Annotated in this window: 22 protein-coding genes; 10 read left to right on the forward strand and 12 right to left on the reverse strand. The window is 64.8% G+C overall.

The features are described 5' to 3' along the window. The first annotated feature begins 7 nt into the window (after positions 1–7). Together QUH67_RS06920 and QUH67_RS06925 are read left to right on the forward strand one after the other, a co-directional pair. Positions 8–895 (forward strand): TPM domain-containing protein, encoded by an 888-nt coding sequence (locus QUH67_RS06920; RefSeq protein ID WP_300945937.1) that lies wholly within the window; start codon positions 8–10, stop codon positions 893–895. Between the two features lies 1 nt (position 896). Further along, on the forward strand, positions 897–1,394 hold the full coding sequence (locus QUH67_RS06925) for a TPM domain-containing protein (protein WP_300945938.1): 498 nt from the start codon (positions 897–899) through the stop codon (positions 1,392–1,394). 113 nt (positions 1,395–1,507) lie between these two features. On the opposite strand, the gene QUH67_RS06930 is transcribed toward QUH67_RS06925, so the two are convergent. From QUH67_RS06930 to QUH67_RS06940, 3 genes are all read right to left on the reverse strand, one after another. Further along, positions 1,508–2,122 carry a glutathione S-transferase family protein gene (locus QUH67_RS06930; RefSeq protein ID WP_300945939.1) on the reverse strand — a complete coding sequence of 205 codons (615 nt, stop codon included), beginning with the start codon at positions 2,120–2,122 and terminating at the stop codon, positions 1,508–1,510. Positions 2,123–2,217: 95 nt separating this feature from the next. Next, complete coding sequence (locus QUH67_RS06935; protein WP_300945940.1) at positions 2,218–3,027, reverse strand: MBL fold metallo-hydrolase; 810 nt, start codon at positions 3,025–3,027, stop codon at positions 2,218–2,220. Beyond that, a complete protein-coding gene (locus QUH67_RS06940) occupies positions 3,024–3,398 on the reverse strand; it encodes a Crp/Fnr family transcriptional regulator (RefSeq protein WP_300945941.1) in 375 nt (124 codons plus the stop codon). The genes QUH67_RS06935 and QUH67_RS06940 overlap by 4 nt, the downstream gene beginning before the upstream one ends. A 239-nt stretch (positions 3,399–3,637) precedes the next feature. Between QUH67_RS06940 and QUH67_RS06945 the strand changes: the two genes are divergently transcribed. From QUH67_RS06945 to QUH67_RS06955, 3 genes are all read left to right on the forward strand, one after another. Further along, positions 3,638–4,636 (forward strand): hypothetical protein, encoded by a 999-nt coding sequence (locus QUH67_RS06945; protein ID WP_300945942.1) that lies wholly within the window; start codon positions 3,638–3,640, stop codon positions 4,634–4,636. 87 nt (positions 4,637–4,723) lie between these two features. Then, the gene (locus QUH67_RS06950) at positions 4,724–6,238 is read left to right on the forward strand and encodes a hypothetical protein (protein ID WP_300945943.1); all 1,515 of its coding nucleotides are present in this window, start codon (positions 4,724–4,726) and stop codon (positions 6,236–6,238) included. A 52-nt stretch (positions 6,239–6,290) separates the two neighbouring features. Then, entirely contained in the window at positions 6,291–6,455 is a 165-nt protein-coding gene (locus QUH67_RS06955; RefSeq protein WP_300945944.1) for a hypothetical protein, read from the forward strand. A gap of 15 nt (positions 6,456–6,470) precedes the next feature. Here QUH67_RS06955 and QUH67_RS06960 read toward each other — a convergent pair whose 3' ends face one another. Continuing rightward, complete coding sequence (locus QUH67_RS06960) at positions 6,471–7,118, reverse strand: glutathione S-transferase family protein (RefSeq protein WP_300945945.1); 648 nt, start codon at positions 7,116–7,118, stop codon at positions 6,471–6,473. Between the two features lie 157 nt (positions 7,119–7,275). On the opposite strand from QUH67_RS06960, the gene QUH67_RS06965 reads away from it, so the two are divergent. Beyond that, positions 7,276–7,824, forward strand: a complete 549-nt coding sequence (locus QUH67_RS06965) for a TetR/AcrR family transcriptional regulator (RefSeq protein ID WP_300947961.1) — start codon at positions 7,276–7,278, stop codon at positions 7,822–7,824. Between the two features lie 57 nt (positions 7,825–7,881). Here QUH67_RS06965 and QUH67_RS06970 read toward each other — a convergent pair whose 3' ends face one another. Beyond that, positions 7,882–9,087 carry a CaiB/BaiF CoA transferase family protein gene (locus QUH67_RS06970; protein WP_300945946.1) on the reverse strand — a complete coding sequence of 402 codons (1,206 nt, stop codon included), beginning with the start codon at positions 9,085–9,087 and terminating at the stop codon, positions 7,882–7,884. A 100-nt stretch (positions 9,088–9,187) separates the two neighbouring features. Continuing rightward, positions 9,188–12,193, reverse strand: a complete 3,006-nt coding sequence (gene putA, locus QUH67_RS06975) for a bifunctional proline dehydrogenase/L-glutamate gamma-semialdehyde dehydrogenase PutA (RefSeq protein ID WP_300947962.1) — start codon at positions 12,191–12,193, stop codon at positions 9,188–9,190. A 371-nt stretch (positions 12,194–12,564) separates the two neighbouring features. Here putA and QUH67_RS06980 point away from each other — a divergent pair, with 371 nt between their 5' ends. Then, on the forward strand, positions 12,565–13,110 hold the full coding sequence (locus QUH67_RS06980) for a hypothetical protein (protein WP_300947963.1): 546 nt from the start codon (positions 12,565–12,567) through the stop codon (positions 13,108–13,110). Between the two features lie 141 nt (positions 13,111–13,251). Here QUH67_RS06980 and QUH67_RS06985 read toward each other — a convergent pair whose 3' ends face one another. From QUH67_RS06985 to QUH67_RS06995, 3 genes are all read right to left on the reverse strand, one after another. Then, positions 13,252–13,452, reverse strand: coding sequence for a cold-shock protein (locus QUH67_RS06985; RefSeq protein WP_212419956.1), 201 nt, complete (start codon positions 13,450–13,452; stop codon positions 13,252–13,254). A 361-nt stretch (positions 13,453–13,813) separates the two neighbouring features. Further along, positions 13,814–14,053 (reverse strand): hypothetical protein, encoded by a 240-nt coding sequence (locus QUH67_RS06990; RefSeq protein ID WP_300945947.1) that lies wholly within the window; start codon positions 14,051–14,053, stop codon positions 13,814–13,816. A gap of 178 nt (positions 14,054–14,231) precedes the next feature. After that, on the reverse strand, positions 14,232–15,965 hold the full coding sequence (locus QUH67_RS06995; protein WP_300945948.1) for an adenylate/guanylate cyclase domain-containing protein: 1,734 nt from the start codon (positions 15,963–15,965) through the stop codon (positions 14,232–14,234). 244 nt (positions 15,966–16,209) lie between these two features. Here QUH67_RS06995 and QUH67_RS07000 point away from each other — a divergent pair, with 244 nt between their 5' ends. Further along, positions 16,210–17,742, forward strand: coding sequence for a glycosyltransferase family 39 protein (locus tag QUH67_RS07000; protein WP_300947964.1), 1,533 nt, complete (start codon positions 16,210–16,212; stop codon positions 17,740–17,742). A gap of 936 nt (positions 17,743–18,678) precedes the next feature. On the opposite strand, the gene QUH67_RS07005 is transcribed toward QUH67_RS07000, so the two are convergent. Together QUH67_RS07005 and QUH67_RS07010 are read right to left on the reverse strand one after the other, a co-directional pair. After that, the gene (locus QUH67_RS07005) at positions 18,679–19,710 is read right to left on the reverse strand and encodes a YcjF family protein (protein ID WP_300945949.1); all 1,032 of its coding nucleotides are present in this window, start codon (positions 19,708–19,710) and stop codon (positions 18,679–18,681) included. Then, positions 19,707–21,170, reverse strand: coding sequence for a YcjX family GTP-binding protein (locus QUH67_RS07010; protein WP_300947965.1), 1,464 nt, complete (start codon positions 21,168–21,170; stop codon positions 19,707–19,709). Before QUH67_RS07010 ends, QUH67_RS07005 begins: the two co-directional genes overlap by 4 nt. A 229-nt stretch (positions 21,171–21,399) precedes the next feature. On the opposite strand from QUH67_RS07010, the gene trhA reads away from it, so the two are divergent. Together trhA and QUH67_RS07020 are read left to right on the forward strand one after the other, a co-directional pair. Further along, entirely contained in the window at positions 21,400–22,098 is a 699-nt protein-coding gene (gene trhA, locus QUH67_RS07015; RefSeq protein ID WP_300945950.1) for a PAQR family membrane homeostasis protein TrhA, read from the forward strand. A 23-nt stretch (positions 22,099–22,121) separates the two neighbouring features. After that, a complete protein-coding gene (locus tag QUH67_RS07020; RefSeq protein WP_300945951.1) occupies positions 22,122–22,916 on the forward strand; it encodes an SDR family oxidoreductase in 795 nt (264 codons plus the stop codon). A 157-nt stretch (positions 22,917–23,073) separates the two neighbouring features. Here the strand turns inward: QUH67_RS07020 and mdlC are convergent, their stop codons facing one another. Further along, entirely contained in the window at positions 23,074–24,702 is a 1,629-nt protein-coding gene (gene mdlC, locus QUH67_RS07025) for a benzoylformate decarboxylase (RefSeq protein WP_300945952.1), read from the reverse strand. Positions 24,703–24,714 lie beyond the last annotated feature (12 nt).

Genomic DNA, 24,714 nt, shown 5'->3' on the forward strand with positions numbered 1-24,714 from the left:
ATCTGAAATGAAAGCTGCAAGAGCCTCCCTTCTTGCACTGCTGATGTGCTGGGCCTGTTCGGCGCTGGCGATCGTCGCCGTGCCGACGTTGACGGGGCGCGTTGTCGACCAGACCGGGACGCTGTCGGCCGCCGACATCGCCTCGCTGACGCAGACGCTGCAGGATCTGGAAACGCGAAAGGGCAGCCAGATCGCGGTGCTGATCGTGCCGACGACCGATGGCGAGGCGATCGAGCAATTCTCGCTGCGGGTCGCGGAAGCCTGGAAAATCGGCCGCAAGAAGGTCGACGACGGCGCGCTGCTCGTCATCGCCAAGAACGACCGCCGCCTGCGCATCGAGGTCGGCTACGGCCTTGAAGGCGCGCTGACCGACGCCACCACCAAGCGCATCATCGACGAGGACATCACGCCGAAATTCAAGGCCGGCGATTTCGGCGGCGGCGTCGCCGTCGGCGTCGACAGGATGGTGCGGATCGTCAATGGCGAGAAGCTGCCGGAGCCCGAGCCGCCGCACTGGCAGGATTCGCAAGGCTTCAATCCGGAAGACCTGTTCAACCCGTTCCTCCTCATTCCCGCGATATTCCTGGGCGGGCTGCTGCGCGCCCTGCTCGGACGGCTGCTGGGCTCGGTGGCCGCCGGTGCGCTCACGGCCATGATTGCCTGGTTCCTGGTCGGGTCGGTCGTAGCGGCGGTGATCGTCGGCGCGATCGCGTCGTTTGTGGTGCTGATCAGTGACGCTTTCACATCAGGAGGGCCGGGGCGCCGGGGCAGCGCCGGCGGATGGTCCGGAGGCTCCGGCGGCTCGTGGTCCAGCGGCGGCAGTTCGGGCAGCAGCGGCGGCTTCAGTGGCGGCGGCGGCAGCTTTGGCGGCGGCGGCTCATCGGGGAGCTGGTAGCATGGGCATCAAGCGCATCGGCAGGCATCTCATCGAGCACCGCTGGCGGCTGCGCCGCCTGTTTCCGCCGGCGACGCTGGCGCGGATCGAGCAGGCGATCAAGGCGGGCGAGGCCACGCATTCCGGGCAGGTGCGTTTCGTGGTCGAGGGCGCCCTCGACGGCGGGCCGCTGTTTCGCAATCAGCCGGCGCGGGAGCGGGCGCTGGATGTCTTTTCGCAACTGCGGGTCTGGGATACCGCCCACAACAACGGCGTCCTGATCTACCTGCTCCTGGCAGACCACGATTTCGAAATCGTGGCCGACCGCGGCATCGACGCCAACGTCGGCCGGCACGGCTGGGAAAAAATCTGCCAGCAGATGGAGGAAAGTTTCAGGGCGGGCGACTTCGAAAGCGGCGTGATCAAAGGGGTGGAGGCCGTATCGCGCGAACTCGCGAAGCATTTTCCGAAGGCCGGTGGCGGGACAAATGAACTGCCGGATGAACCGGTGGTGATGTAAGGCTCAGCTTTCCGGCGTCATTGCGAGCGAAGCGAAGCAATCCATGCCGCTGCAAAATGGGTAGTTGGATTGCTTCGTCGCTCGCGTTCCTCGCCATGACGGCTGAGAGGGATCTAAGCCTTGACCGAGGGCCGCTGTGCGACGCGCGCCATCCAGGCCACGATGTTGGTGTTGGCCGCATCCAGCGGCTGGCCAACCGTGGAGGCGAAATCGAGCCAGCCGTAGAGCAGGATGTCGGCCAGCGTAAAACGGTTGCCGCAGATATATTGCCGGCCGTCGGCCATCTGGCCATTGAGCCATTGCAGGCGGTTGGCGGCGATCATCTTCAGGCCGGGCGAGGCCTCGGGCGCGACAGGGATCCGCTTTTCGAAGAATTTCAGGCCCTCGCCGAAGCGAAAACCGTTACCCATGTGCTCGCAGATGTTGAGATCGACGCGGCGCGTCCACATCCGGCATTCGGCGCGCTCTTCCGGCGTAGCCCCGATCAGCGGCGGATTGGGATGCTTCTCTTCCAGATACTCGCAGATCGCAGTGATCTCCGAGAGATAATGGCCGTTGTCCAACTCGAGCGCCGGCATCTGGCCGTGCGGATTTCGCTTCAGATGCTCCGCTTCGCGGTTTTCGCCCTTGCGCAGATCGACCGCCTGCTTCGGGATCTCGATGCCCTTCTCCGCCATGAACATGCGGACAATGCGCGGATTCGGTCCGACCGAGTCGTATAACTTCATGGCGTTTCTCTCCCTGTTTCTTGTTCTAAGGAAATTTGTTGGAAGCTGTTGAACAAGGCAGCGCCGGATTTGTCAAATGGGCGCGCGACCCGGGATCAGTCGTCGAGCTTGTTGAGGTCGCGCACCGACTGCATGATCGGCTCGAAATTCGAGCGCGCGTCCAGCGCGTCGAACAATTGCGCGGTGTCGGACAGCAGTGCGTGCGAGCGCTGGATTGCGATCCGCACGTCTTCCTGCGGCGTATCGGACAGCCGCCCGTGGCCTGACAGCAGGAGTTTGGAGTTCAAGCCCTTCAGCCGCTCCAGCGACTGGATGTAGTCGGCGATGCTGCCGGAGCCGAACACGCCGCCCATCACGCCGCCTGGCATCAGCGTATCGGCAGCGAACAGCAGGCCCTTGTCCTGCTCGAACAGCGTGATGCAGGCCGAGGTGTGGCCCGGCGTGTACATCACGTTGAGACGGAAATTGCCGAGATCGATCAGATTGCCTTCCTCCAGCCAGAGGTCGATGTTGATCGGTTCGTTCGGCTCGTTGAACATCTTGCGCAGCATCGAGAAGTCGTCGCGCAGCATGATCTTGTTCGCGGCCAGCCGATGCGCCGCGATGAAACTGCTGCCGTGGAAGTGATAAGCCGCGCCGATATGGTCGAGGTGCTCGTGGCTCAGCACCACCATGTCGATATCTTCGGGCTTGACGCCGACGTGGCCGAGGCAGGTCAGCAGGTGCGGGTAGTTCGAGGACAGTCCGACATCGATCAGGATGGTGCGCGAGCTGCCGCGTACCAGATAGGCGTTCGCCGCGCGGTTCTTGAAGCGGACCTGATAAACGTCTTCGGCCGCCTCGATCAGCGTAGCCACGTCGCTGTCGAGCAGTGTCTTGAACGGGCTCGGCGGGCGCTCGCTCATGAAGGACTCGCGGCCCTGAAGGCGACCGTGTTGGAGGCCCGCAGGCGCTTGCTCAGCGCATCCATGATCATCAGCGCAAAGGCCGGCTGCTGGCTGACCAGATAGACGAAGCGGGCGTGGTTGATCCGCATCACGCGGGTGTGTGGGGCGGCCGCAATGGCGGTGGCCGAACGGGACGAGCCGTCAATGACCGCCATCTCGCCGAAGAACTCGCCCTTTCCGAGCGTGACGATCACGGATTTGAGAGAACCGTTCATCTTGGCGATCTCGACCTTGCCGTCGAGCACCACGAACAGTTCCCGTCCGGTCGAGCCTTCCTCAAAAATGACGTCATCTACATCAAATTCGTTGATGCATTTTTCGATGGTCATGGCGGCCCCTGCCTTTCCGGCTGGTCGGTTGGTCCATGTTAATCGGGAAACCGACCGGCGCAAACGGGGCCGGCGGGATGCCGCAAGGCAGCATCCGGCCACAGAGGGCGGCGGACCGCGTTCTGGGGTCCGAAACCGCACCGGACGAGTTCCTAAAATTTCGGTAACGGCCGCCGCCGGTAAGGATTTGGCAAGCTTTAAAAGTTACCAAATGGTCAACCAATTCTGGAGAATCCAACGTGAGCGATCAGCAGACCCAGCCCGCCAGCGGTGAAGCCGGAACCCCTGCGGCGTCGGCCGCCCCCGAAATAGCCGCGTCGAATGAGCCGGTTGTTGCCGCCGCCGGGGCTGAGGTCGCCAAGCTCGCGACAGAGCAGGAAGAGACCTCGCCCAAGGCGGACGCGCCCAAAGTGGACGCCGTCGGCATGGAGGCGTCCAACGCCGAGGCGAAGGCCGAAGCCCCCAAAATCGATACTGTGAAGCCGGAAGCGCCGCGCTTCCCCGGCAATGTGACGATCATCTCGCCCGGCGAGCGTGTCGGCACCGATGTGAAGGGAACGGCCGGCAAGCGCCGGTTCGGGGCGATGGCTGCCATGGTGGCGCTGGCGACGGTAGCGGGGGCGCTGGGGGGCGCGCTGGCGACCGCCGGCCTCGGCGGCAAGCTGACCGCCGCAGACTCCGCGCAGGCCCCAGTAAAGGATACGGCGCTCGAAACCTCGGTGGCGCGACTCGGTGCCGAGATCGCGACGCTGAAAGACAGCCTGGAGCACAATTCCAGGGCGACCACAGGCCAGATCAACAAGGCCAGTGACCGCCTCGACAAAGTCGAGAAGGCGCAGGCCGAGCCCGCGGCGAAACTCGCGAAGCTCAGCGAGGCCGTCGAAAAGCTCCGCACGGCTCAGGCTTCGACGACGACGGCGGCGGCTGTCGCCTCGATCTCCACGAAGGAGAAGGATGTAACGGGCTCGACAACACCGCAACAGGCCGCTGCAGCCACCGCCGCGCCGGCGCCCGTGCCGGCCGCGCCGCCCAAGACCGAGGTGGCCCGGCTGCCGACCGTGGACGGCTGGATCCTGCGCGACGTCGCCCGTGGCGGCGCCCTGATCGAGAGCCGTCGCGGCATGTACGAGGTCTATGCCGGCGACCCCGTCCCGGGTCTCGGCCGTGTCGACGCCATCAGAAAGCAGGACGGCCGCTGGGTGGTCGTAACCAGCAAGGGCCTGATTGTCGCGCGCTGAAGGGTGCACGCAAACCGGAAGGCGCTTCACAGCGATGTGAGGCGCCTTTTTTCTTGAATAGGCCTCATTGCGCAGTGCTATTGGGGCATGAGCTTCGCGCCGCGATTTCTCGCCATCCTGCTCGCTGTGTTGTGCAGTGCCTGGCCGGCCCGGGCGGCGCAGGATGCCGCGCCGGAGCGCGGCACGGCGATCACCGATCCCACGACATTGCGCGACCTCGACGGCGGAAGATTTCGCCTCGATCGCATGCTGCTGCCGACGCGGGCGGCGGACACCCCGCTCACCAACGACGCGTTGTTTGCCCTGCCGTCGATGACGCCGGTCCGGCAGGCGATCGATGTCGAGTTCGATCGCTATGTCGTGCGGCATACGGCAACGCTGCCAAAGGAAACGATCGGCGTGGGCGCGGGCTTTGATTTCCAGTTGTTCGACCGAACGCTGCTCCATTCGCCCGAGACGCGGTTCGTGCTGGCCGGCATCGTCAACCGCATGGACCGCACTTTTGTCGCGGAAGCGAGTTGCGGCGAGATACGTTTGATCTACCGCCTGACGCGGATCAACAGGGCGGCCGGCGAGGACGCGGTGCCGCCGCGGCTGCCGATGACGCTGAACCTCGTCGTGAAAGCGAGAGGCGAAGACGCCGTGATCACCTGCGGCGAGATTGCCAGGCGCTGGCTGGTCATGTCCGGCGACGGAGCATTGTCGGACAAGGATAGTCCGCTCGACCTGATCCGCCGCGAAGATATCGACCGCATCGAGACCAACCTGCAGATCGCGCATGCGCCGAAATCTGCGATCCGCGATTTCCGCACGGACTATCTGCTGAAGGTGTTTCGCTACAATGCGCAGGCGGGTGTCTTCGCGGAAGCGCCGATGGAAAACCAGATCGACCGTGCGCGTCTGCAGGCGGACGATGGCCTCAAACGTGAGTTCAGAGCGTGGCTGCTCGATCCTGTCAACCTTGCCGCGTTCGATCGCGGCACCGCGCTGATCCCGGAAAAATTCCTGGCCAGCGGCGCGATCGCGCCGACGCCGGTAGGGTTCGATGCGTCGGGGCTGGAGCCGGTATTCGGGCTGGTGCGGGGCGAGGGCGCCGTGTTCGGCGAGCCCGACATCGTGGCCGCGCTCAGGCGGGCCGCGGAAGCGGGCGTCAAGCTGCAGAACATCCGCTCGCCGGCGGGCTTCGAACGCAGGCTCAACGACGTAACCTGCGCCGGTTGCCACCAGACGCGCGGCATCGGCGGCTTTCACTTCCCGGGCGTCGACTGGATGGCGGAAAAGCCGTCGAATACGGCGGTCGTGCCGGCATCGCCGCACTTCTTCGGCGACCAGGTTCGCCGCCGCGACATTCTCGCAAGCCTGCGCGACGTCAGGCCACCGGACTATTCACGCGGCTTTTCCAGCCGTCCGCAGTTGCGCGGCAGCAGCGAACTCGCCGGCAGCAATTATAACGACGGCTGGGGCGCGCATTGCTACGCACGTGGCAAGCCGGCCGCCGGCAATGACGCGAGCTTCCGCGACTGGACGTGCGCGGAGGGCTTGAGCTGTCAGGCCGCCGGCAAGACCTCGCGCATCGGCATGTGCTTCGTCAAAAGCCGCTGAAAGGTTCCCGCGAACTGTGCTACGTTGAAGGGACAGCGAGCGGAGATTGGCGATGAGCTCTCCTGACGAGAACCGGCAACGTAATCGCAAGATCGCGGAGAACGAAGCCAATCGGCAGGCCGTTGGCGACGTCAGGGTCAGCGTCTGGGCAATCGCGGTGTCGATCGTTGTTGGGTTGATCGTGCTGGGTTTCGCCTGGGCGTGGCTCAACCGTTGAACGACGTCCGTGCGATCATTTGGCGTAATGCGTCAGCCGCTTGCCCGGCAGCAGATCATAGGCCGATTTCCAGCCCGGCAATTGCGCCATGCGGCCGAGCCAGGCGTTGATCGCGGGATGGCTCGCTGCCCAGTCGTATCCGGTCTCGTCGGCGGGATAATGCAGATAGGCCATCATGGAAATGTCGGCCACGGTCGGCCGCGCGCCGATGGCAAATGCATTCGCTTGGCAGTGCGCTTCGAGGATGGACAGGAAATCGTCAAGCCGCCGGCGGAAATACTTTTGCACATGCTCGTTCGGCGACGGCGTGAAAGTCCGGTTGTAGCGGTAGGTCGCCATGTAGCCGGTGAGCTTGTGGTTGTCCCAGAACAGCCAGCGTAGCAGTTCGAACTGCTCCTGTTCGGTCTCGCCGCCGAAACGGCCGAACTGTTTGGCCAGCTTGAGCAGAATCGGTGCCGTCTGGGTCAGCCGCTCGCCGTCCACCTCCAGGACCGGGATTTCGCCCATCGGGTTGACGTCGCGTCGCCATTCCGGCGTGCGGGTCACGCCGCCGCCGAAATCGGTCCACACCGGCTCGAACGTCTGACCGCACAGGGTCAGCATCAGCGCGAGCTTGTAGCTGTTGCCCGACTCCGGGAAGTAATGCAGGCGATAAGTCGGCATCGGGCGGCTCCCTGCGCGTCGGCGGCTTGCCAACGCGAATGGCATTACGTATAGTCCGTAAAACAAAACATTTGTTCTTTTTCTATGCTCTATCGATAGTCGTGTCAACATGGCCCTGGAAATTGAACGCAAGGCGAGCGAGCGCGAGCGCCCGTTGATGGAGGCGACGCTTCGCATTATCGGCCGCAAGGGAATCGACGGCGTTACGCATCGCGCCGTCGCGACTGAGGCCGGGATGTCGGTCGGCGCCGTCACGCATCATTTCGCAGCGCGCGACGCCCTTGTGGACGGCGCGCTTCGTTTTGCCCTGATGCGCGAAGTAGGCCGGCTCCGCGCGCTAGCGCTCAGTCTGCAAAGCAAGGCGTTCGACACGGAAGCCTGGATGGATTCGCTGGTCGCCTGGTACTCACAGGAACTCAAGACCCAGCCCGAAATTCACATCGCTTGCTACGAGGCGTTTCTGGCGTCGGCGCGAAATGAACGTCATCGGCCGATAGTCGCCGAATGGTTCGACACGTGGCGGCAAAGTGCAGAGCTTGCCTTGCGGGCCGCCGGCTCGCCCGATCCTCATGGCCATGCCGATCTGTTCGTCTCTACCCTGATTGGAATTCTGCTGCGGCAACTCGCCGTGCCCCGCCGCAATTTTCGGCAGGAAACGAAGACGGAATTGCTGGGGCTAATCAACACTCTGCTTGCGAAGAGATAACCTCCCTCAAGCTGGAGAGGTGTTTTTCCGACAGGCGACGGGAGCGTGACGCGGATTTCACGCCACCGCGCCGGAGGCGCGCAGCTTGCCGATCGCGGCGTCGTCGTAGCCGGCGTTGCGCAGAATCTCGTCGCTGTGCTCGCCGATGCCGGGCGGCTTGCGCGGCTGAACTTTCTTGCTGCCGTCCACCCAGATCGGGCTCGAGATCGTCAGCATGGTGTCGTTCTCGAACGGTACGAGTATCTCGTTGTCGAGCATCTGCTTGTCGGTCGGAATATCGTCGAGGATGCCGACCACGCCGAACACCAGGCCGTTGCCGTCAAGGATCTTGCGCCACTCGGCAAGGTCCCTGGTCGCGAAGACCTCATCGAAAATCTTGATCAGTTCGAGCGAGCGCGCGTGACGCTCCTTCTTCGCTTCAAATCTCGGATCGGTGACGAGGTCCTCGCGGCCGAGGCAGCGTGCCAGCGTCGGCCACTGCCGGTCCTCGTTGAGCAGCGACAGGATCAGCCAGCGCCCGTCCTTGCACTGGTAGTGATTGGTGACGGCGTTCAGCGCGCGTTCGCGCGGGCGGCGTTCGCCGAATTTGGCGCCGACCAGTTTGGCTTGCGCCAGCACCGAAGCGGCCCATACGCCGTTGGCCATCAGGTTCGAACTGACATGCGAGCCCTTGCCGGTGCGCTCGCGCTTGTAGAGCGCGGTGACGATTGCGCTGTAGAACGCCATGGCGCAGGGGTGGTCGCCCATGCCGGCGATCGATCGCGCCGGCGTGGTGTGTTCGTCCGCCCGCACCAAATCCATCAGCCCGGAGCGCGCCCAATAGGCGTTCGAGTCGAAGCCGGGCTTGTTGGCTTCCTCGCCCTTTTCGCCATAGCCGGTGAAGGAGGCGTAGATCAGGCGCTCGTTCTGTGGCGCCAAATGTGCGTGGGTGATGCCGAGCCGCTCGCGCACCTGCGGCGGATAATTGGTGATGAAGACGTCGGCCTGCGCGGCCAGCCGATGCAGCACCGCCTGGCCTTCGGGCTTCGACAGATCGAGCGCGAGGCTCTTCTTGTTGCGGGCTTCCAGCATCCACGCGAAATTATGCTCGCTATGCGGGTAGCCCGGCAGGTTCGGCAGGTTGCGATAGGGATCGCCGGTGCCGGGCGGCTCGATCTTGATGACGTCGGCGCCGAAATCCGACAGCACCGTGGCAGCGGCAGGCGCGGCGATGAAACTCGCGCAGTCCAGAACCTTGAGGCCGTCGAAAATACCCTTGTCCATCGTGGCGTCGCTCCGTGCCGTTTGTTGCTCTTGCTGAGATCCCGCCTGTGGGCGACCCCCGTTCGGGCGCCATTTGGCCCATCTTGGCGTGGCGATGCAACTACTCCCCGCCGGACAGCAGCGCTGCATTTCCGCCGGCTGCGGCCGTATTGACGGTCACCGTCTGCTCGGTGGCGAAACGCGTCAGGTAATGTGGTCCTCCGGCCTTCGGGCCGGTGCCAGATAGTCCATGACCGCCGAACGGCTGCACGCCGACCACCGCGCCGATCATGTTGCGGTTGACATAGATGTTGCCCACCTGGAGTCGTTGGATCGCGTCCTCCACCGTGTCGTCGATCCGGGAATGGATGCCGAGCGTTAGCCCGTAGCCGGAGCGCTCGATCGCTTGCAGCACCTCGCCGAACCGGTCGGCGCGGTACCGCACCACGTGCAGTACCGGCCCGAATATTTCATCGGTAAGTTGGCCGGCATCGGACAATTCGAAGATATGCGGCGCGACGAAATTGCCTTGGGGAGCGCTGCCCGCAAAGTGCACCCGGGCTTCCCGCTTCATGCGTTCGATATGCGCATCCAGCCGTTGTTTGGCCTCGGCATCGATCACCGGGCCGATATGCGTGGCAGGATCGCCGGGATCCCCGATGACGAGTTCCCGCGCCGCGCCCGCAATCATCTCGATCATGCGGTCGGCGACGTCGTCCTGCAGGAACAGCAATCGCAGTGCTGAACAGCGCTGGCCGGCGGAACGGAACGCCGAAGTCACGACATCGTCGGCGACTTGCTCGGGCAGTGCGGTGGCATCGACGATCATGGCATTGATGCCGCCGGTCTCGGCGATCAGCGGCACGATCGGTCCGTCCTTGGCGGCGAGCGCGCGGTTGATGGTGCGCGCGACGTCGGTCGAGCCGGTGAACACGACGCCCGCAATATCGGGATGTGCCACCAGCACGGCGCCGATCCGGCCGTCACCCGCGACCAGATGCAGCGCCGGCGCCGGCACACCGGCTTCATGCAGCAGCCTGACGGCTTCAGCCGCAATGCGCGGCGTCTGCTCGGCCGGCTTCGCAACGACCGCGTTGCCCGCCATCAAGGCCGCCGTGACCTGGCCGAGGAAGATCGCCAGCGGAAAATTCCACGGCGAGATCGCGACGAAGACGCCGCGGCCCCGCAGGCGGAGCACATTGCTCTCGCCCGTCGGTCCCGGCATCGGCTTGCCTTCACCGAACAGTTCGCGTCCCTGCGCGGCATAGTAACGGCAGAAATCGACGGCCTCGCGGACTTCCGAAATCGCGTCGTCCAGTGTCTTGCCGCCCTCGCGCTGCAGGAGCGTAACGAAACGCGCCGTGCGCTGCTCCAGAAGAGCGGCCGCCTTCTCCAGTGCCGCTGCGCGGGTCTCGGCCGGTGTTCTGGCCCATTGGCTGAAGCCCGGGCGCGCCGCCGCTATCGCGGTGTTGGCCTCGCGCTCAGTCGCATCGATGAGGCTGCCCGCGACAGGTGCTGGTTCGGAGGCGATGTTTGAAACGAGTTGCGCCAGTGCCGCGCGTTCGCCGAATTCGATCCCGCGAGAGTTTTTCCGGTTGGCGCCATAGAGATCGCGGGGCAACGGGATGTTGGGATGCGCAGCGTTGTCGGCGCTGCCGATGATATCGGCCGGTCGCCGCAGCAATTGCGACACCGGGACCGTTTCGTCGGCAGCAAGCGCGACAAAGGATGAGTTGGCGCCGTTTTCCAGCAATCGCCGCACCAGATAGGCCAGCAGATCGCGGTGGCTGCCGACCGGCGCGTAGGTGCGATGGGCGATATCGGGACGGTCTTCGCCGAGCTTCGCGTAGAGCGCCTCGCCCATGCCGTGCAGGCGCTGGAATTCGAATCCGCCTTGGTCCGTTTGGAGTTCGAGGATGCTCGCGACCGTCAGCGCATTGTGGGTGGCGAACTGCGGAAAAATCCGCGGCCGCAGCGCCAGCAACTGGCTTGCGCAGGCGACGTAATTCAGATCGGTCATCGCCTTGCGGGTGAACACGGGATAGCCGTCGAGCCCGCGTTCCTGCGCGCGCTTGATCTCGGTGTCCCAATAGGCGCCCTTGACCAGACGCACCATCATCCTGCGGTCGAGGCTGCGTGCGAGACGATCGACATAATCGATCACGTCGCTGGCGCGCTTCTGGTAGGCCTGGATCGCCAGGCCAAAGCCATCCCAGCCTGCCAGCGATGCATCGCCGAGCGCTGCCGCGATCACGTCGAGCGACAATTCGAGCCGGTCGGCTTCCTCGGCATCGACGGTGAAATTGAGGTCATGGGATTTGGCTTGCCGGGCGAGATCGATCAGGTGCGGCACCAGTTCGCGCATCACCCGCGCGCGGCTCACCGCCTCGAAGCGCGGATGCAAGGCCGAGAGCTTGACCGAGATGCCCGGGCGGTCGGGCAGGGGCCGGTCACCGGCGGTGCGCCCGATCGCCTCGATCGCACTTGAATAGGCTTTGAAATAGCGTGCGGCATCATCGGCTGTGCGGGCGCCTTCGCCGAGCATGTCGAACGAGTAGCGTTGATGGCGCGAGGAATCCGGCTGTGCCCGCGTCAGCGCCGCCTCGATGGTCTCCCCGAGCACGAAATGATTGCCCATCAGTCGCATCGCCTGCCGCGTCGCCGCCCGCACGGCCGGCGCGCCGAGCCGCTTGGCAAGCCGGCCGATGGTCCCCTGCGGCGTCTCGCCGGGCTGGATCACGCGGGCGGACATCCCGAGCGCCCACGCCGAGGCGTTGACGAGGAAGGCGCTGGATCGCGTCTCGTGATGGATGAAGTCGCCTTGGGCGAGCTTGTCCTCGATGAACTGGTCGGCGGTGCGGGCGTCCGGCACCCGCAGCAGCGCTTCCGCCAGCACCATCAGCGCCAGGCCTTCCTTGGTCGACAGCGCAAACTCGCGCAGCATGTCCTCGACGCCGCCCAGCGGATCGTCATTGGCCCTGATCGCCTCGATCAGCCGCGTTGCCGTGCGATCGATGCGCGCATCCTGCGATGCATCCAGCCCCACGGCTCCCACCAGGCGGGACGCCATGGTCCGATCGTCGGGCGCGTAGGGCGCGCTGAAGGCGGGAAGGGGGGCGGCGGGAATCAGCATGGGGTTGTCTCGGCTTCTGCCAGTCTAGCGAGGCCGACATGGCCGGAACAGGCGGTAAATTTCCTGCCGGTGCTCAGGGAGACCGGAGTCAACGATATCGGCGGTCGGTGCCGGGGCACCCACTGGCGCACGGAGAACACAGCGGACGGAATTCTGGCCGTGCGATCCACAGATCGCGGGCTTGCCGGTTGGCAGCGTGGGAGCGCCGCGCTAATCGTCGAACTCGCCGTCGTTCGGGAACAATAGGAACCATGCGAGAAGCCGCTCCGCCGAAAAGGGCAAGCCGAACGCGAACCGGCTTCGCAGCCGTGTTTGGTGTCGTCCTCGCCGTGCTGTTCGGCACCCCCGCGGCGAACGCCGCCGAGATGAGCGCGGCGATCGCCTACCTTTACAGTTCGGTCTCGATCTACCCACCGTCGGCGACCTCCATGACGGTCTGCTATGGCTTTGTCTGCCGGCGCCGTGAGATGCTCGATTTTACCGCCGCCGACCGCAGCGCGCTGACGCAGATCATGACGGCAGGCCGGGCTTCGGCCGCCGCTGAACGCGCCGCGGTGCAGAAAGCGGTCGTGTGGTTCGACCGGCGTATGGGGCCGATCCTGGGTACCAACAAGCGGGTGGCGAAGGCGGACTTCCGCTACTTCGACGACAAGCACAATTACGATTGCTGGGATACCACGCGGAACACGACGAGCCTGCTGATGGTACTGCGAGAATGGGGCCTGTTGAAGCACCACACGATCGGCGATCCGAGATATCGCGGCAATACGCTGGTGCTGCAGACACCGCACAACACCGCGGTGCTGGTCGATCGCACGACCAAGGTCGAGTGGGTCGTCGATCTCTGGCCGCGTGGCTATCTGCAGCCACCCGACGTCATGACGGTTCAGAAATGGGTTACGGAAGATTGAGCGGCCGGTTCTCGCGCGCGATTTAACCATCGTGCGTGCAGAAGCGATGCTCGCTCCGCCGAACGCTCACAGTTGTTGGGATTTTTTTAGCCTACTCCCGGATTTTAAGTCCGAGAGGGCGTTGCCGATCGCGCGTTTGCGCTAGACCTTGAGGTTCTCGGCCGAAGTCTTGCCCCGGTTGGCGATCTCTTCGTACTCGACGGACTGCCCTTCATTGAGTGTCGAAAGCCCGGCTTTCTCAACTGCCGAAATATGAACGAACACGTCCTTGCCGCCATTCGAGGGCTGGATGAAACCGTAGCCCTTGGTTGGATTGAACCACTTCACCGTACCTTTAGCCATTCACGTCGTCTCCGCGGAATCAAAAAAGTAACCGAGCCGTCGGTCCCCGCACTAACCGGCCTGCCCGCGCAATCAGGATACGCGGGTTGGGGCGGACTGGGTAGCGCAAACGGGATGCCGGATTCGGCAAAAAAGTGCCCGTTCGCACCCGATTTCCGCCGTTTTGCTGGTTTTGCGCCGATTTGAAGCGGCCCGGCGGAGGGGATTCGAAAATTGTTCGCTCCGCCGACCGCAGCCGGAAAGCGTCATCATAAACCTATAAATGGCGTCGGCGGCCGGGCCTGCCGACCGGAATATCGCACGCGGAAAACCCCGGTCGCGCGGGGCGACCGGGGCTTCCGGACGAAGGTGGACAACCGGATCAATAGCAGACGTTGACCGTCCGCCAGCGGAAGCCGAACGGGGTCAGCACGCGGCGAGGCTGCCAGCAGCCATAGCCGCCGAGGTAGCCGACGCCGAAGCCATGGCCCCAGTGCGGATGGTGATGGTGGTGATGATGGTGATGCGGCCAGAACCCGCCCGCCGAAGCGGAGGTGGGCGCCAGCGCCATGAGGCTCAGCGAAAGGGCGGCTGCGGCCGCGAGAGTCAGTTTGCGAAACATGGTCGTTCTCCAAAAATGCGCATTCGACGTTGATGTCCAGGCGCGGGTTTCAGTTTCAGTCTTACCCATCGCCGATCTGTCGCCTGCGTCACAGAGCAGGTTCGCGACTACTTCCTGAACGAATATTCAGATGTGAAAAACGTCACACAGGTTTGACACCGCCGTTGCCGCGATAGTTTCAGGCGGCGAAGCTGCGCGCTTCGTCGAGCGGCGGCAGCAACGTTCGGGCATCCGCAACCGCGCGCACGATCATCGGCTCGTTGCGCCCGCGAATCTCGACGTCATGCTGCGGCAACGTATCGGGAGGAATGCCCGCGGTGAAGCAGACCTCGTCGGAGATCACGACCTCGCACAAAAGGCTCTTGGTCATGTCCTGCAGCCGCGCCGCGACATTGACGGCATCGCCGAGCGCGGTGAACACCATGTGATCGCGATAGCCGATATCGCCGACGATCACTTCGCCGCCATTGATGCCGATGCCGAAACGGATCGGCTCGTGCAGATCGTGCTCGAGAAACTTGTTCAGCTCGTCGACATTGGCGGCGATCATCGCCGCCGCGCGCAATGCCTGGCGGCAGGCTTCATGCCGCGTGGTCGACAGCCCAAACAGCGCCAGCATGCCGTCGCCGACGAACTGGTTCGGCATGCCGCCGCTCGCGAGCACCGCCTGGGATACTGCGCCGAGGAAGCGGTTGACGATGAAGACGGTGTCGAACGGCAGACGTTTTTCCGCCATCCGGGTCGAACCGCGCATGTCGACGAACATGTTGACGAGATAGCGTTCCTGGCCGATGCGCGTCGGGTTTGAATCATGCCCGTCGGCCGACATCGTGTGCGGCAGGAAGAGCTGAAAGAACGAGATATCGCAGGTCGGCCGCAACTGGCAGGCAAGGCGGATCGAAGGATCCGGCGTGCCGACCCGGCCCAGCACGAACGCCTCGCGCTGCGAGGGCTCCGGCAGCTCATTGTGGTCGCCGATGATGCGAATGCGGCAGGTCGAGCAGCGGGCGCGGCCGCCGCAGACGCTGGCGTGGGGAACGTTGTTTCGCAGGCTCGCCTCGAGCACGCTGAGGCCTTTTGGAACGCGCACGGTGCGGCCGTTGCCGTAGGAAAGGTTGACCATGCCGCGGCGGCGTTCGTTGACGGCGCGGGCGGCACGGGCCAGCAGCGCGATGCCGATCAGGCCGAAATAGCCGTACAGGGAATAATCCGTGATGCGCTCGAGCGTCCGCGCTTCGGCACGCGTGCCGATCTGGCTTTGCGATTGGGTCTCCGCGCGCCACTCGACGCTGTCGGCTTCCATCACCATGCGACCGCTCTGATAGAAGCCGAGCATCGAGAGTGCCGGGATCAGAACCGCCAGAGCGAGCAGGAACGGCGCGGCGCGCTTGTAGAAGGCCCGCATCCGCAGCCAGAAATACAGCCCGATGCAGCCATGGACCCAGGCAATCGCCATGACTGCGAGCATCATCCAGACCCGGTATGGCGTCCAGATCCAGTACAGGAACAGCACCTGCGGATAGAGCCGTTCATGCCCGAACAGCGTCTGGCCGAGCCGGATGCCGATGACATGGCCGATGACCAGCATCGGCACGCTGAGGCCGAGCGCGAGCTGCAGCGGCTCGATCGCCTTCCAGCGGAACTGTCGGCGTTCGTACAGCGCCCAGATGCCGAGCGCGGTGTGCACCGCGCAGGCGGTGTAGAACAGGACCGTGACCGGGAGGAATTGCCAGAACGCGAGGTGCCAATAGACGCCGTCGGAAAGCGCCTCCAGCGAGATGTTGCCCAGCGCATGGTTGAGGAAATGGCTGACCAGATAGGCGAACAATACCACGCCGCTGGCGAGGCGAACCTGCCGGAGGCTGATGCCGCGCACGAAGGTCGCGATGCGTTCTCTGGATAGGGTTGCCATGCGGTCCATACGGTCAATATCGGCGATGCCGGCATTTTATTCCAGCAGTGAATACCATACCCGGTCGTCCCTGCGAACGCAGGGACGACGATAGAGTTTTTCCATCGGTATACGTTGACACCTCGGAGGTAGTCGAAGAGAAAGCGCCGTGACGACAGCCCCGCCCGATATCAGCCAGCCTAAACCGGACCGCTCCGCCGCGCCTTGGCTTTGGGTTGCGCTGCTGATCGCCGCGCTGACGGCGATGCGGCTGGTCTATGCTGGCGTACTCGATTTGCGTACCGACGAGGCCTACTATTGGACCTGGTCGAAGGAGAGTGCGCTGGCCTTCCTCGACCATCCGCCGGGCATCGCCTGGCTGATCCGGCTCGGCACCGCCATCTTCGGCGACACCCGGATCGGCGTGCGCTTCGGCGGCATCGTCGCGATGCTGGTCACGCAGCTTCTGCTCGCCGACATCGTCCGGCGCGTGACGCACGATGCGCGCGCCGTCGTCTTCGCGGTACTGCTGCCGGAAGCGGCGCTGTACTACGGGCTGTTGATGGCGAAGGTGGCGCCCGACACGGCGATGATCCCTTGCGCGGTCGCGATGCTGTGGTCGCTGGTGCGGCTGCATAAGAGCGGCAATCCGCGCTGGTGGCTCGCCGCCGGTCTTTTTGCCGGCCTCGCGATGTTGTCCAAGTTCACCGCCATCATGCTGATGCCGGCTGTGCTCGCGTTCGTGCTGGTGCCGGATTGGCGGCGGCGCTGGCTGCTCAGTCCCTGGCCATGGTTGGCGGCGCTGCTGGCGGTTATCGTGTTCCTGCCGGTGCTGATCTGGAATGCCGAGCACGACTGGGCATCGTTTCGATTTCAGTTTGTGCGCGCCGTCGCGACCCATCCGTTTTCCTTCCGCACCGTGGGCGAATTCATCGGGCTGCAGTTCGGCCTCGTCGGCTTCGTGCTGCTGCCGGTGGTGCTTTCGGGCGTGACGCTGACCGCCTGGCGCGGCTATCGCACCCGCGAGCCGGTTGCGATCCTGCTGTCGACCGCGGTGCTGGCGCCGTTGCTCTATTTCTTCTGGAAGTCGCTGACGCTGCGGGTCGGCGACACCTGGCCGATGTTTTTGTGGCCCGCCGGCTTTGCGGTGACCGCGATCAATCTCGCCTTGCTGCCGCGCGAGGGTTTTTCGGATTGGATGGTCAGATCGACATTTCGGTGGGCGAGGGTGGCCGTCGTTTCCGGCATCGCATTCGTGGTCGGCGTGTTCCTCTACTACGTCGCCGCGCCCTGGAATTTGATCGGCAGGACCGATCCGGTCGGCGGCGAGGCCGGCTACGAACAGGTGGCGTCGCGCGCCCGCGAGCAGTTGCAGGCAACCGGCGCGACCTGGATCGCGACGACGGACTACCGCACCTACGCAATGCTGCGCTGGCATTTCAAAGGGCAGGTGCCAGTGATCCAGATCAACGAGCGCGGCCGGTTTCAGGGCTTTGGCGATCCCGGCATGAGCGCGATCAAGGACCATCCTGGCCTCTACGTCGCGCGCGAGCCGGACCATCGCCTCCCGCTATGGAATCTCACGTCGGCAATCCGTCAACCACTGGCACGGGTCGAGCGCGTCTGGCGCGGCGTGGTGATGGATACGTATGCGCTAGAAAAACTGACGGGCTGGACGCCGGAGCTCTCGCCGCCGCCGGACTCGCCGCTGTTTCGCTGGCGCGTGCTGGCGGGTGAATTTTTCACCCGTCATGCCCGCGCAGGCCGGGGATCCAGTCTGCCGCGGCTCCCGGGTTGAATCGCGCGCGTCTCTGGAAATGCCGGATCACCCTGTCAAGCCAGGCGATGACGGCGCGACCGACTGTCATCGGTCGGCAAGATTCGTCTTCCGCCAACAAGGCAGACCTAATTTTTCACGCGCTTGGAACGAGGCTTGCCTTCTGAGGTTATCGGCATGGAGACGGAATTTCGCGAGCGGGACAATCGCCGGTCACGATCAAGCGGTGTAATGTCCGCTTGCCCTCAGCCATAGCAGGTAGCGACGTGATGATGCGCCGGAGAAACCTTTCGCGAAGCAGCCTTGATGTGCGAGACCATGTGAAGGTCAGGGTCGTGAGAAAGCGCCGGAAGCTCACGGATGCGCATCTCGTCGACTCCATCCGCAAAACCGGCAATTCGATCTCAGCCAACAGCAAGGAAGCTGGCGCAAGGCCGTGCCTCTCGTTGCCGAAGCATATGCCGCCGCCTGCTGTCGCTGCGACCGAACCGGATGTCACAGCATCGATGCAGGCCGAAGCGGTCTGATCGGGCGGCGTCGCGGCATATTTATCCGAATGTCAGAAAAACTACCACTTCGCGCTCTGCAGTTGCCAGGGCTGGGCCCAGTTCTGGTGTGCCGGAAATGTCTGAAGCGGATCCCCGATGGCGAGAAGCTCAGGCGGCGCCTCAAGGCCAGCCTCAAACATCACAGCGGCGGCCAGAGGAAAGGGCGTGCACGTCTCGTGCTCGCCAACTGCTTTGGAATATGCCCCAAGAATGCCATCGTTACCGCGAGCGCGGCAACGTTTGCGCGTGGTGAAGTGTTGCTGATCCGGGATCGTTCGGAAGACGCGATCGCTCAGGCGACCGCAGTGCTTCTCGACGCGAGTCCCTAGGTAGGCAAAGCGGAGTGGACCCACCATTCAATGCGTGTTCCACGAAGCAAGGTGGGCACGTCGCTTCACCCTAAACGAAATCACGCCTCATCATCGCGCTTGCGCAGCAAATCCTTGGCGAGGTCGCCGAGCGCGGGCCGCGGCAGAGCGGTAAACGGCAGCGGCCGCGTCACGTCGATCGCGGCCAGCCCCAGCCGCGCGGTGAGCAGGCCGTTGAGCACGCCTTCGCCGAGCCGCTGCGAGAGCTTTGCCGCGATGCCATGGCCGAGCACCTGCTGCACCAGGCTGTCGCCGACCGCCATGCCGCCGGTGATGGCGAGGTGGCCGATGACGTGGCGCAGCAGGCTGATCATGCCGAGCGTACCGCGGCCGCCGCCATAGAGCCGCGCCAGTTGCCGGATCAGCCGCATCGCGGCGACGAACACGAACAGCACGTCGATCAGGGCGCGGGGGCTCACCGCGGTAACGACCGAAACGCGTTGCGCGGCCGTGGAAACCAGCCGGCGGGCTTCCTCATCCAGCGGCGCCATCAATTCGCGCTCGGCGAGCTTGATCATGTCGGCGCCGTCGATAATATCGTCGGCGTGGCTCACCAGCGCGGCGCGGGCGCGCGCCAGTTGCGGGTTTTCATGCGCAAGCTTCAGCAGATCGTTGACAACGGCGCGGCTTTCGGCGCGGTCGTCGCTGCGCAGCACTTCTATCGCGCGCTGATGCAGCTTCTCGATCGCGGCCAGCCGCGCCATCCCGAAGGCTTCGCGCCCGATCACGACCGCCAGCGCCAGCGCTGCGGCTCCCGCGAAGGCCAGCGCGACATACCCGAGCGTTTGGCTGCGCGCAAACAGGTCCTCGATCAGGTTGACGACGCCGAGCCCCGAGCCGAGCAGCACCAGCCCGCCGACCGCGGACCAGAACAGCGTGCCCCAGCGAAATCCGCGGCGCGCCAGCACGCGCGGCGCCACGACGGGTACCGGCAACAGCGCAGGATCCGCTTCGGGCGTGATCTGCACGGTGCCGCGGGCCGGGCGTCCAGTTTCGTCCGGGCCGATCACGACCACACCGGGATCGTCGAGCTTGAACGTGGCCGGCCGCCGGTGCGGCGTTTTCTCGCTCATTGCAGTCGGTCTCCGATCAGGAACTGGAGGGCCCGGTCGAGACGGATGTGGGGCAGTGCGGGCTCACCGTCGGCCGCGCGCTCCAGCAGCGGCGGCCGGAAGCGCAGGAAGCGGAAATCGGCCTGATCGGAGGCGGTGCTGGACAGGCCGCGAAAGCCGCCGTTGAAGAGTTCCTCGGGGTCCGCGGGCAGGTCGCCTGGAAACGTCGCGACTTCGGTTTCGCCGTCGAAAGCCTCGCCATTGGCGGTCTCGCCGGGCGCGGGCGTGCCGATGATGGATGGCAGTTTTTCGCGGCCGCGCGCCACCTGCGCCTCGCGTGTCGCGCGCACCGCCGACAGCGCGACCACGTCGATGGCAGCGCCCGCATATTCGGCGCGGTCGGCCGCCTTGGCGACCGCGCGCCGCAGCACGGCTTCCAGCCGGTCATGGCTCAGGTGGTGCAGATGATCGGCCTTGGTCGCGGCGAACAGAATGCGATCGATCCGCGGACGAAACAGACTGCTCAGGATCGTGCTGCGGCCGATGCGGAAACAATCGAGAATTCCGGTCAGCGCCGCTTCGAGATCGTGCAGCGCTTCCGGTCCGGCATTGAACGCGGCGAGCGCATCGACCAGCACGATCTGGCGATCGAGCCGCGCAAAATGATCACGGAAAAATGGGCGCACCACGACGTCCTTGTAGGCCTCGTAGCGCCGCCGCATCATCGCCCACAGCGAGCCGTCGGGCGCGCTGCCGTCGATCGCGACGTCGAGCGGCGCAAAGGTCAGCGCCGGCGTATCGGCCAGATTGCCCGGCATCAGGAAACGGCCGGGCGGCAGCAGGCTCATCGCAAAGCGTTCGTCGCGGCAGGCGCGCAGATAATCCGTGAACAGTTTGGCGGCGGCAAGGGCGGCCTGTTCGTTCTCGGGGCTTTCGGGCTGAAGCGTCTTGAGATGCGCATGCCACGGCGCGGCGAGTTTTGCGCGCGGGCCCTCGCGCGACAGCGCGAGGCTCTCCGCCGACCATTGCTCAAAGCTCTTGTTGAGCAGCGGAAGATCCAGCAGCCATTCGCCGGGGTAGTCGACGATGTCGATGGTGAGCGTGCGGTCGGCCCCGTTCTGGCGCTGGTAGTCGATGACGATGCGAAGCTCGCTGATGTCGGTGGTCGAACTCGGCCAGTGCCGCTCCTCGATCAGGGTACGGACGTGGCTCTCATAGGCGAAGCGCGGCACCGCGTCGTCCGGCTGGGGCGCCAGCCGCGCGCGGGCGATCCGGCCCGTGGCGTATGGCTCGAAGATCGGAAACCTGCCGCCGCGGGTCAGGCCGTGGATCAGCGCCGTGATGAACACGGTCTTGCCGGCGCGCGACAGGCCGGTGACGCCGAGCCGCACGGTGGGATTGAAAAAGCTGTCGCCGTAGTCGAGCAGCGCCCGCGCCGACAGGCGCGCTTCCTCGACAAGGTCTGAAAAACTGGGGGCCATGCGGGCGTAGAGAGCCTCGAACGATGCGTGGGTGGGTGATGCCAGCAAGGTGGCTATTGGCGGGCCGAAATCAAGCTCTCGTGATCGGCGGACGGGGCGGCCCAAGGGGATATCCAGGGGATATACGGTCGCCGGCAGCACGAAAATGCCACGGCGATGGCGTTGAACGGAGGCGGCCGTAGAAACCCTTCCGTTCCGACCGTCCGTTCAAAAGCTCAGGTGGACCTGCATGACCATCTTCCGACTAAAGCAACTTGCCTCGACATCCTTCCATGCGGCGGCCGGCGTCATGCAGTGGAACTACGACCGCGCCGAGCTGATCGCCGACGGCGTCGTGCATATCGTCGGCATCTGTTTCGGCCTGGTGGCCGCCACCGCGCTGATCGTGTTGACCGCCGTCTATGCCACCGCGGCCGATATCGCCGCGGTGTCGATCTATGTCGCGGGCCTGCTGGCGATGCTGGTGCTGTCGGCGACCTATAATCTCTGGCCGGTCTCGCGCGCCAAATGGGTGCTGCGCCGCTTCGATCATTCGGCGATCTATCTCCTGATCGCGGCGACCTACACGCCGTTCATCATGCAACTGAAGGACAGCTATTTCGCCATCGCGGTTCTGATCGGGGTGTGGTGCCTGGCGATCGTCGGCATCGCGCTGAAGATCGCGCGGCCCGGCCGGTATGACCGGCTGGCGACCGGACTTTACCTCGCCATGGGCTGGAGCGGGATGATGCTCTATGACGCCGTGGTGGAGCGGCTGCCGGCACTGACGCTGGGCCTCACGCTTGCCGGTGGCCTATTGTACACGTCTGGCGTGATCTTCCATGCCTGGCAGCGGCTGCGCTTCCAGAACGCGATCTGGCACGGCTTCGTCTTGCTCGGCGCCGCCTGCCATTATACGGCTATACTCGACCTGATCGTTTTGACGTAAGAAAATTCTAAGGGAGAGCGGCCATGCAGGTGACCGGCAAAGTCGTGGTTGTCACCGGTGGCGGCAACGGCATCGGCAAGGCGATGTGCGAGGCCTTTCATCGCGCAGGTGCCGCCAAGGTGGTCGTCGTCGATCTCGATCATGCCGCCGCCGAAAAGGTCGCCGCCTCGATCGGCGGGGCCGCCTTTAAATGCGACGTCGGCAAGGAAACCGACATCCTTCACGTCATCGAGGAGACCGAGCGCCAGTTCGGCCCGATCGCGCTGTTCTGCTCCAATGCCGGCATCGGCGGCGGCTTCGATCCGCTGTCGGTGAATGCCGGCGGCAGCTCCGACGAGCCGTGGCAGCGAAGCTGGGCGATCCATGTCATGGCGCATGTCTATGCGGCGCGGCATTTGATCCCGCGCATGAAGGCGCGCGGCGGCGGTTATTTCCTCAACACGATTTCGGCGGCGGGTCTGCTGTCGCAGGTCGGCAGCCCGGCCTATTCGACCACCAAGCATGCCGCGGTCGGCTTTGCCGAGAACCTCGCAATCTCGCACAAGGCCGACAACATCAAGGTTTCCATCCTTTGTCCGCAGGGCGTCGACACCAACATGCTGCGGTCGATCCCGAAGGGCCCGCAATCCGGCGATGGCGACCTGTCGCCGGAGCAGGTGGCGCAGGACGTGCTGCAGGGGCTGGAAGCGGAAACGTTTGTCATTCTGCCGCACCCGCAGGTGCTCGGCTACATGCGCAAGAAAACCGAGAATTACGACCGCTGGATATCAGGCATGGCGAAGATCCAGGCGAAGATGCGGGAAGCTTACGGGAAATGAGCTGGGCGCGAATGTCTCTTCGCGTCATTGCGAGGAGCGAAGCGACGAAGCAATCCATGCTTTCGCTTGCGGCACGATGGATTGCTTCGCGGAGCCTGTCATCGGGCGCGCGTTCGCGCGGCCCGGTGGCTCGCAATGACGGGGATAGAGTCGTGCCTCACCCCTTCTGCGCGTAGAGCAGCGGCACCGCCGAATCCACCATCACCTCGATCAGGCTGGTGCCGTCATGCGACAGCCCGTCCTTGAGTGCGCCCGCGAGTTCGGATGACTTCGTCACCCGCACGGCGTGGCAGCCCATGCCTTCGGCGAGTTTGACGAAATCGATGCCGGGCAGTTCGAGCCCCGGCACGTTGCGCACCTGCATCACCTGGCTGAACGACCGCATCGCGCCATAGCCGGCATTGTTGATGACGATCACCGTGAGCGGCAGGTTGCGTCGGGCCGCGGTCCACAGTGCCTGGATCGAATACATCGCCGACCCGTCGCCGATCAGGCAGACGATGCGGGTCGCCGGCCGTCCCAGCGCCATGCCGACCGCGGCGGGCAGGCTGTAGCCGAGGCCGCCGCTCGACATGGTGTAAAAACTGTCCTGGCCGCGCATCGGCATGAATTTTTGCATCGCCGGGCGATGCGAGGGGGCTTCTTCCACCAGCACGGCATTGGCCGGCATCGCCTCGGACAAGGAGTGCAGCAGAAATTCCACCGGCAGCGGATCGGCGGCGGCGGGCGCCGGCGGCAGCGTGCGGCGCGAAGGTATGGCGCGCTTTGATTCCGGCAGCAGGTCGAGCAGCATCGAGAGCGCCGGCTTCATGGTGGCGACGATGCTGGCGCCCGACGGCGTCACCGCGGCGGCGTCCGGATCGTCGGTGATCTGGAAGATCGTGGTGGCGCCGTCGAAGATCGCGGCATGTCCCTCGACATGGAAGGTGAACACCGGTGCGCCGATCACGACGACGAGGTCATGATCGCGCAGCGCGTCCGATAGCTGTCCCGGCGAGGCGTGCAGAAAACCCGCGAATTGCGGATGCCGTTCCGGGAATGAGCAGCGCGCCGAGAACGGGCTGACCCAGACGGCCGCCTTGGCCTTCTCCGCGACCTGCACCATTAGGTCAACGGCGCCGGCGCGGTCGACGCCGGGTCCGACGACGAGGGCAGGGCGCTTGCTCGCCGCGAGCGCGGCCACCATCGCCTTCATCGCCTCCGGCTCGGGGCCGAGTTCGCGGCTGACGTGGCGGGCCTCGATCGGCTGCGCCGGGCGTGTCCAGTCGTCGATCGGTATCGAGACGAAGGTCGGCCCGCAGGGCGGCTGCATCGCGACGTAATAGGCGCGCGCGATCGCCGCTGGCACGTCTTCGGCGCGCGCCGGCTCGACGCTGTATTTGACATAGGGCCGCGGAAACTCCGAGGCGCGGTCGGCGTAGAGAAAGGCCTGCAGCGGCAGGATCGAGCGCGCCTGCTGGCCGGCCGTGATCACCAGCGGCGTCTGGTTGCGGTGCGCGGTATAGATATTGCCGAGCGCATTGCCGACACCGGCGCCGGAATGCAGGTTGACGAAGCCAGCGTTACGGGTGGCCTGCGCATAGCCGTCGGCCATGCCGACGACGCTGGCCTCCTGCAGGCCGAGCACGTAGTCGATGTCGTCGGGCCAGTCGCTGAGGAACGGCAGTTCGGTCGAGCCTGGATTGCCGAACACGCGCTTGATGCCGAACGCACGCAGCAGGCCGAAGGTGGCTTCCTTGACGGTGAGCGTGGCGCTCACGGTTTTGGCTGACTTGCGCGATGACATCGGGCGGCTCCC

Origin of the sequence: Bradyrhizobium roseum, assembly GCF_030413175.1 — a bacterium.
GTDB classification, from domain to species: domain Bacteria; phylum Pseudomonadota; class Alphaproteobacteria; order Rhizobiales; family Xanthobacteraceae; genus Bradyrhizobium; species Bradyrhizobium roseum.

Excerpts from the sequence above, each read along its gene's own strand:
- QUH67_RS06970 (WP_300945946.1), bottom strand. The coding sequence starts at position 9,087 with ATGGACAAGGGTATTTTCGACGGCCTCAAGGTTCTGGACTGCGCGAGT.
- QUH67_RS06995 (WP_300945948.1), bottom strand. The coding sequence starts at position 15,965 with ATGGCAACCCTATCCAGAGAACGCATCGCGACCTTCGTGCGCGGCATC.
- QUH67_RS06920 (WP_300945937.1), top strand. The coding sequence starts at position 8 with ATGAAAGCTGCAAGAGCCTCCCTTCTTGCACTGCTGATGTGCTGGGCC.
- QUH67_RS06925 (WP_300945938.1), top strand. The coding sequence starts at position 897 with ATGGGCATCAAGCGCATCGGCAGGCATCTCATCGAGCACCGCTGGCGG.
- QUH67_RS06950 (WP_300945943.1), top strand. The coding sequence starts at position 4,724 with ATGAGCTTCGCGCCGCGATTTCTCGCCATCCTGCTCGCTGTGTTGTGC.
- QUH67_RS06980 (WP_300947963.1), top strand. The coding sequence starts at position 12,565 with ATGAGCGCGGCGATCGCCTACCTTTACAGTTCGGTCTCGATCTACCCA.
- QUH67_RS07020 (WP_300945951.1), top strand. The coding sequence starts at position 22,122 with ATGCAGGTGACCGGCAAAGTCGTGGTTGTCACCGGTGGCGGCAACGGC.
- trhA (WP_300945950.1), top strand. The coding sequence starts at position 21,400 with ATGACCATCTTCCGACTAAAGCAACTTGCCTCGACATCCTTCCATGCG.
- QUH67_RS06960 (WP_300945945.1), bottom strand. The coding sequence starts at position 7,118 with ATGCCGACTTATCGCCTGCATTACTTCCCGGAGTCGGGCAACAGCTAC.
- QUH67_RS06940 (WP_300945941.1), bottom strand. The coding sequence starts at position 3,398 with ATGACCATCGAAAAATGCATCAACGAATTTGATGTAGATGACGTCATT.
- QUH67_RS06935 (WP_300945940.1), bottom strand. The coding sequence starts at position 3,027 with ATGAGCGAGCGCCCGCCGAGCCCGTTCAAGACACTGCTCGACAGCGAC.
- QUH67_RS06965 (WP_300947961.1), top strand. The coding sequence starts at position 7,276 with ATGGAGGCGACGCTTCGCATTATCGGCCGCAAGGGAATCGACGGCGTT.
- QUH67_RS07005 (WP_300945949.1), bottom strand. The coding sequence starts at position 19,710 with ATGAGCGAGAAAACGCCGCACCGGCGGCCGGCCACGTTCAAGCTCGAC.
- QUH67_RS06930 (WP_300945939.1), bottom strand. The coding sequence starts at position 2,122 with ATGAAGTTATACGACTCGGTCGGACCGAATCCGCGCATTGTCCGCATG.
- QUH67_RS07010 (WP_300947965.1), bottom strand. The coding sequence starts at position 21,170 with ATGGCCCCCAGTTTTTCAGACCTTGTCGAGGAAGCGCGCCTGTCGGCG.
- QUH67_RS06990 (WP_300945947.1), bottom strand. The coding sequence starts at position 14,053 with ATGTTTCGCAAACTGACTCTCGCGGCCGCAGCCGCCCTTTCGCTGAGC.
- QUH67_RS06985 (WP_212419956.1), bottom strand. The coding sequence starts at position 13,452 with ATGGCTAAAGGTACGGTGAAGTGGTTCAATCCAACCAAGGGCTACGGT.
- mdlC (WP_300945952.1), bottom strand. The coding sequence starts at position 24,702 with ATGTCATCGCGCAAGTCAGCCAAAACCGTGAGCGCCACGCTCACCGTC.
- QUH67_RS06955 (WP_300945944.1), top strand. The coding sequence starts at position 6,291 with ATGAGCTCTCCTGACGAGAACCGGCAACGTAATCGCAAGATCGCGGAG.
- QUH67_RS07000 (WP_300947964.1), top strand. The coding sequence starts at position 16,210 with ATGCGGCTGGTCTATGCTGGCGTACTCGATTTGCGTACCGACGAGGCC.